The following is a 6,987-nucleotide window of genomic DNA, read 5'->3' as shown; positions in this document are numbered from 1 at the left end:
GTAAAGGCAGTAATGTCAGAGTCGAGTAGTACTAATAGCCCATAAGCTTATGTGTATTCTCTCCCTATAGCAATATAGGGAGAGGGCAACTTTCTAATAAAGATTTAAACTACTGTATAAAGTAATAAAGTTAAGTAACTTAATATAAAGATATTAGTTATCCTAAAGTGATGACAACCGATTTAGGGTGGTTATTGCAGCGGGGCTCACCTCTTCCCATTTCGAACAGAGAAGTTAAGCCCGCTTGCGCAGATGGTACTGCTAACCAGTGGGAGAGTATGACGCCGCCCTTCTTTTATAAAATCCTCAACATGTTTATGTTGGGGATTTTTTTTTGGAGTAAACTCAAAAAAAACTACTCCATAGTATTGTAAAAAAAACACTCTAATGGTAGCTTTAAAAACGATGTGTATTTTGTTTTTAATAGTATAGAATGTATATAATTCTTTTTTAGTAATATATTTCCGAATTATATTCTTTTTTATTACCTTTGCACTCTGAAATTAAGGTATGGAATATAATTTAGATGAAATCGACTTGAAGATCCTTCGCATGATGCAGGATAATGCCAAAATAAATAACTCAGAGTTAGCTCGTGAAGTTGGTATGGCCCCTTCGGCTGTACTAGAGCGTGTAAAGAAGTTAGAGCAAAAGGAAATTATTCTTGAATATAATGCAAAGATTAATCCTAAGGCAATTGATCAAAAAATGCTTTCTTTTATATTTATAAAAGTAGATGAGATCATTGGTGATGAGGAAACAGGTAAATTACTTGCTCAAATTCCAGAGGTTTTGGAAGTGCATGATATTGCAGGAGATGATGGATATATGATAAAGGTTCGTACAAGTGATTCATTAGCTTTAGTATATTTAATGAGAAACTCATTATCTAAGATCCAAGGAATTATTTCTACACGTACTATTATTGTACTACAAACAGTTAAAGAAGACAATAAGCTCATTATACCAACAAATAAATTTTAAAGCGTTTTTATTTTACAATTAACTATTTTATGAAAACTATCGCTAATAAGACCAATAATAGTACTGTTTTATTTGCCTACATGGTAGTGTACTTTGTATGGGGGTCAACTTTCTTTTTTATACATAAAGCACTAAATGACTTTACGCCTTTTGTCTTGGGGGCATTACGTTTCGCTGCGGCTAGTAGTCTTTTATTTTTATTTTGTAAGTTAAAAGGGTTCAAGCTTTTTAATAAACGCGTGGTAATGCAAGCTTGTATTACAGGTTTTTTACTATTGTTCTTAGACATGGGAGCTTTAATATGGGCTGAACAACATGTATCTAGTGGGATTGCTGCTATTATGGCTGCTGCTGCTGCTTTATGGTTTATTATCTTAGATAAACCTCAGTGGAGAAATAACTTTGGTAGTCGCCCAATTGTAATAGGTTTATTATTAGGATTTGTTGGGGTTATTATGTTATTTATAGAACAAATTACGATTGCCGAAGATCAAGATCAAAAATGGTTGAATATCTTTTGTATGGTCCTATTAATTTTAGGCTCTATTGCTTGGACGGCAGGGTCTTTATATTCTAAGTATTCAAAGAATGATAATGCAAGGCAAGGACAAGACTTACACGTAATGGTAAAGACAGCTTGGCAAATGCTTACGGCTGGAGTTTTATTTACCTTTGTAGCTAGTGTAAATGGAGAAATCAGTGATTTTACTCCAAGTACTGTTAGTATAGATGGTTGGTTTTCTCTTGGGTATTTGATTACATTTGGATCTATATTAGCCTTTGGTTCTTATATATGGTTAATTCAGAATCGTCCAATTACAGAAGTGAGTACATATGCTTATGTTAATCCAGTTGTAGCAGTAGCGCTGAGTTACTTTTTTACTGACGATATAATTACAAGCTTACAAATTGGTGGTTTATTTATAGTGTTACTAAGTGTTGCTATGATGAATTGGAACCTATATAGCCAGAGCAAATGGTTTAGACGCACTTTCTTAAAGCGCAAAGCTAGAAAGAGATTGTCTAGAGTTTTGCATACATCGAATTAAATTTTCTTTTTAAATATTATTATTACTTCCCTCAGCTTAGGCTGGGGGTTTCTTTTTTGTAACAATTTTGTAGATAAAGAGTTAAGTGAAAAAAAGTGAAATAAATGTATTGTATGTTTGGAAAATAGTTGTAATTTTGCCAAGCTTTTAGATCAAGTGCGTCCCCTAAGAGTATATTTTATTTTACGTAAAATCCTTCTGTTACTTTATAATTGAATATTAGGGACTTATACTTATAACAGAATACAAATTTTTATCAGCTATGTCTGAAAATATTAAAACACAAGAAGAGTTCTTAAACACTTTTGACTGGGATAACTATGAAAATGGTATCGATGCAGTAGATGATGTACAATTAAAAGAGTTTGAAAACTTAGTAGAAAAAACATTTATCTCTACAGATGACGAAGAAGTTGTAGAAGGAGTTGTTGTAAGGATTACTGACAGAGATGCAATTGTTGATATCAATGCTAAGTCTGAAGGTGTTATTTCATTAAACGAATTCCGTTACAATCCAAACTTACAAGTTGGTGATAAAGTTGAAGTATTAATCGACGTAAGAGAAGATAAATATGGTCAATTAGTTTTATCTCACAGAAAAGCTCGTACTATCAAAGCTTGGGATAGAGTTATTGCTGCTCACGAAACTGGAGAAATCGTTAATGGTTTTGTTAAATGTAGAACTAAAGGTGGTATGATCGTTGACGTATTCGGAATCGAAGCATTCTTACCTGGATCTCAAATTGACGTTAAACCAATCCGTGATTACGATCAGTATGTGAACAAAACAATGGAATTCAAAGTAGTTAAAATTAACCACGAATTCAAAAACGTTGTAGTTTCTCATAAAGCTCTTATTGAAGCAGATATCGAAATCCAGAAAAAAGAAATCATCGGTCAATTACAAAAAGGACAAGTGTTAGAAGGTGTTGTTAAAAACATTACTTCTTACGGTGTGTTCATTGACTTAGGTGGAGTTGACGGATTAATCCATATCACTGACTTATCTTGGTCAAGAATTAATCACCCAAGTGAGGTATTAGAATTAGACCAAAAATTGAACGTTGTAATCTTAGACTTTGATGACGAGAAAACAAGAATTCAATTAGGTTTAAAACAACTTTACGCTCACCCATGGGATGCTTTAGACGGAAACTTAAATGTAGGTGATAAAGTTAAAGGTAAAGTAGTTGTTTTAGCTGACTACGGTGCATTTATCGAAGTTGCTGAAGGAGTTGAAGGTTTAATCCACGTTTCTGAAATGTCTTGGTCTACTCACTTAAGATCAGCTCAAGATTTCGTGAAAGTAGGGGATGAAGTAGAAGCAGTTATCTTAACTCTTGATAGAGAAGAAAGAAAAATGTCTTTAGGTATCAAACAATTATCTCAAGACCCTTGGACTGACATCACATCTAAATATCCTGTAGGATCTAAACATGTTGGTATCGTTCGTAACTTTACAAACTTTGGTGTTTTCGTAGAATTAGAAGAAGGAATTGATGGATTAATTTACATCTCTGACTTATCTTGGACTAAGAAAATCAAACACCCATCTGAGTTTGTAAACGTAGGAGACAAATTAGATGTTGTTGTATTAGAATTAGACGTAGAAGGTCGTAAATTATCTTTAGGACACAAACAAACTACTGCTAATCCTTGGGATAAATACGAAGATGCTTACGCTGTTGGAACTGTTCACGCTGGAGAAATCTCTGAATTAGTTGACAAAGGAGCTACTGTATTATTCGAAGATGACGTAATTGCGTTTATTCCAACTCGTCACTTAGAGAAAGAAGATGGTAAGAAATTGAAAAAAGGCGAATCAGCTGATTTCAAAATCATTGAATTCAACAAAGAATTCAAAAGAGTAGTTGCATCTCACACTGCTATTTTCCGTGAGGAAGAAGAAAAAATCGTTAAAACTCAAGAAGCTAGCTCTAACGCTGCTGAGAAAACGACTTTAGGAGATATCGACGCTCTTGCAGAATTAAAAGAAAGAATGGAAAAAGGTAAATAATCTTTATCTATTTTGAATATATTAAAGCCCTGATGTAAATCAGGGCTTTTTTTTTATACCTACTTGCCAGTTTTTTCAATATCTTTAGGACGTAATTTATAGTGATTTTATATGGGATGGTTTACGCATGAGTCTAAAGGATGGGAGATAAAAAATGCCTTAGTTCTTCTTGGTGTAGTAGGGGTAACAAGTATATTATCTTTAGGTGTATTAACCCCTTTAGCAATTCATATCTTTGGTGCTATTGTTCATATGACCCGTTGGACAAAACAGTCTTTATATATAGCTTTATTTTATTTTTTATTTTTATTTGTAGCACTTTTTATTCTTTTGGCTAACCAGGAAGCTTCCTATGTTATTCTATTTAGTATAGTGAGTTTTTATGTCTATACTTTGTTTATCTCTTTACATTTAGGGGAGTATCTTCAGCGTTTAGATTTAAAGAAGTATATGAATCTACAAAAGAATCACTCTTATAGCTATGAAGTAACTTATGAGCAAGTTCATCCAACAAAGGAGTTGAAATCTTCAAAGGCTTTATTCAACGAAGCATTAGAAATCTATAAAGCTCAGATAAACAAACAAAGTATTAAGCAAGATATTAGTGAACTTCAAAGACTCGCTTCTTTAATATTACAGGAGGACTCTAGGGAGTCAGAACTATTTTTCGCCAGACATAATTCTGCTATTTTAAATATCCTACAGCAGTATGTAGAATTGGAACAGAGCTATTTAAAAAATTTAGATAATTTAGAATTAAGTGAGAAGTTAGAAATAGTTATTAGTAAGGCTAAAAGTGCCTTTGAGAATGAATTGTCTAGTATGATTCAAAGAGAGGTATTACAAGTGGATGCAGAGTCAGAGGTTTATATATCGTTATTAAAAGCAAAAGGATTATTATAATGGGATGGTTTACAAAAAGAACTACCAAATGGGAGTTACAGCAAAGTTGGTTATGTATTTTGGCAGTGGTCTTTCCAATCGGAATTCCTTTCATCGCTATGCTATATATGGGCTTTAAGGCCAAAATTAAGACTTTACTACCAAGTAGTTTACTTTACTTAGTTATAGTTTCCCTTTTAGCAGTTAAAGTTTTTTTTCAAGGACTCAGTAGTATGTTCGATGCGGTAAGTATTGTTTTGTGGATTGGTGTACTTTTAACTGGACCTGTTGTTATTGGCATGTATTTACAGAGTTTTCTTCAAAGAGTAGATTTAAAGAGTATTATTAGATTACAGTGGGCTCAATCTTATGATTATGTGGATTTTATGAGACGAAATCAAATTTCTAAAGTTTTGTCCGTATCTTCGTTTGTAGACAGTTTACAGAAATGGCAGCAAATCATTGAAAACAAACAAGTGCAAGGGAATATTTCCGACATGATTGCCTTGACCAAGGAAATTACCAAGAATAATAAACACATAAGTGACTTATTTATAGAAAGGCATGCTTATTCGATTGAGAATATTTTAGAGCAATATAGCCAAGTGGAGCGCTCCAAGATTAACAATGAAATCATTGCACAAGCTGAAAGTAAGCTAAAAGAAACTTTGGCTCTTGCCGTTATAGCTTTCAAGGAGGAATTAAGTAATCAAAGAAACTTTCGAAATATGGACATTGAAGTAGATGCCCAGATTTATTTACAGGATTTAAAAAATAAAGGAATATTATAGCAGTACGTTATGGAAAAAGACATTCAAATTACTCAAGATCAACAAGTGTTGGAACCTCAAATTCAGGTGGATTTTACAACTAGTGAATTACAACAAATTGAATCGTATAAAAATAGTATTAATCTTGATGATACTGCTCAAGTGATTCAATTCGGAGCAGCTAGCCAAGTAAAGGCTAGTGCTTTTGCTTCAGAAATCTTAAAACACGTTCAAACTAAAGATTTGGGAGAAACTACCGATGTTCTAATGGGCTTAAAGGAAGACGTAAAGTCATTTGAATCCATTGCAAATAAAAAGAGTTTATTTCCATTTTTTGATACTTTAAAGAAAAAAATATCTAGGTTGCAAACCCAGTACTCTAAAGTAGAAGATAACATTAATGCAGTGGAGTTACAACTAGAGCGTCATTATAAATTAATGATGAAAGATGTGGCTATGTTTGATAAGCTTTTTGAAGAAAATAAAAACTATTTCAAAGAATTGTCTTTGTATATAGAAGCAGGTGATCAAAAACTAAAGGAACTAAGAGAAGTTACTCTTCCTGCAATGTTTAAAGAAGTGGAACATTCAAATGATCAATCAAAAATCCAAGAGTATAAAGATTTCGAACAAAAAGTAGTTCGTTTTGAGAGAAAAGTACACGATTTGAAATTAACAAGAATGGTTATTCTACAGTCTTCTCCTCAAATTAGAATGGTGCAAAACAATAGTTTAATGTTGATGGAAAAATTGCAAAGCAGTATTGTTAATACCTTGCCACTTTGGAAGAATCAAATGGTCCTTACTTTAGGACTTGCTAGATCATCTCAGGCTCTTGGAGCTCAGCAAGCAGTTAATGATGCTACCAATCAATTGCTTTCTAAGAACAGTGAGATTTTAAAGAATTCTACTATTCAAATTGCCAAGGAGACAGAGCGTGGAATTGTAGATATTGAAACGATTAGAAAAGTAAATACTGATATTATTTCTACTATTGAAGAGATAGTGAAAATTCAACAAGAAGGTAAAGAAAAAAGACATGCGGTTGAAATTGAACTAAAAGATGCAGAACAAGATTTGAAAAAGCACTTATTAGCCAATGCAAAGCAAATCAATGCATAAAAAATACCCCAAAAAGTTTAGAGTACTTTTGAGGGTACTGATAAAGTAGCCTCTTTTTAGGAAACGGCTTTTTTAAAGACAAAAAATAACGCTTATAAAGGACTTTTTTAAGTCTCTTTGTAAGCGTTATTTGTTTTCTAGCTGTACTATTGGGTGGCTTAAA

6 protein-coding genes and 1 rRNA gene are annotated in these 6,987 nt (G+C 32.8%); all 7 read left to right on the top strand.

What is annotated here, in order from left to right; all coding sequences use genetic code 11:
* The first annotated feature begins 183 nt into the window (after positions 1-183).
* The 7 genes from rrf (at position 184) to ACYSNX_RS12720 (ending at position 6,824) form a co-directional block, all read left to right on the top strand.
* Positions 184-293 (top strand): 5S ribosomal RNA (gene rrf / locus ACYSNX_RS12750).
* Between the two features lie 217 nt (positions 294-510).
* Positions 511-984, top strand: coding sequence for an Lrp/AsnC family transcriptional regulator (locus ACYSNX_RS12745; RefSeq protein WP_461755043.1), 474 nt, complete (start codon positions 511-513; stop codon positions 982-984).
* Between the two features lie 29 nt (positions 985-1,013).
* Complete coding sequence (locus ACYSNX_RS12740) at positions 1,014-2,033, top strand: EamA family transporter (RefSeq protein ID WP_461755042.1); 1,020 nt, start codon at positions 1,014-1,016, stop codon at positions 2,031-2,033.
* Positions 2,034-2,295: 262 nt separating this feature from the next.
* The gene (gene rpsA, locus ACYSNX_RS12735) at positions 2,296-4,050 is read left to right on the top strand and encodes a 30S ribosomal protein S1 (RefSeq protein ID WP_461755041.1); all 1,755 of its coding nucleotides are present in this window, start codon (positions 2,296-2,298) and stop codon (positions 4,048-4,050) included.
* 111 nt (positions 4,051-4,161) lie between these two features.
* Positions 4,162-4,953, top strand: coding sequence for a hypothetical protein (locus tag ACYSNX_RS12730; protein ID WP_461755040.1), 792 nt, complete (start codon positions 4,162-4,164; stop codon positions 4,951-4,953).
* Positions 4,953-5,723, top strand: a complete 771-nt coding sequence (locus ACYSNX_RS12725) for a hypothetical protein (protein ID WP_461755039.1) — start codon at positions 4,953-4,955, stop codon at positions 5,721-5,723. The genes ACYSNX_RS12730 and ACYSNX_RS12725 overlap by 1 nt, the downstream gene beginning before the upstream one ends.
* Before the next feature lie 9 nt (positions 5,724-5,732).
* On the top strand, positions 5,733-6,824 hold the full coding sequence (locus tag ACYSNX_RS12720; RefSeq protein WP_461755038.1) for a toxic anion resistance protein: 1,092 nt from the start codon (positions 5,733-5,735) through the stop codon (positions 6,822-6,824).
* The last annotated feature ends 163 nt before the right edge of the window (positions 6,825-6,987 follow it).

This window comes from Myroides sp. LJL115, assembly GCF_054871665.1.
This window is presented reverse-complemented; position numbering and strand designations above follow the sequence as displayed.

Bases quoted from the DNA above. Each gene is read 5' to 3' on its own strand.
- ACYSNX_RS12745 (WP_461755043.1), top strand. From the start codon at position 511: ATGGAATATAATTTAGATGAAATCGACTTGAAGATCCTTCGCATGATG.
- ACYSNX_RS12740 (WP_461755042.1), top strand. From the start codon at position 1,014: ATGAAAACTATCGCTAATAAGACCAATAATAGTACTGTTTTATTTGCC.
- rpsA (WP_461755041.1), top strand. From the start codon at position 2,296: ATGTCTGAAAATATTAAAACACAAGAAGAGTTCTTAAACACTTTTGAC.
- ACYSNX_RS12730 (WP_461755040.1), top strand. From the start codon at position 4,162: ATGGGATGGTTTACGCATGAGTCTAAAGGATGGGAGATAAAAAATGCC.
- ACYSNX_RS12725 (WP_461755039.1), top strand. From the start codon at position 4,953: ATGGGATGGTTTACAAAAAGAACTACCAAATGGGAGTTACAGCAAAGT.
- ACYSNX_RS12720 (WP_461755038.1), top strand. From the start codon at position 5,733: ATGGAAAAAGACATTCAAATTACTCAAGATCAACAAGTGTTGGAACCT.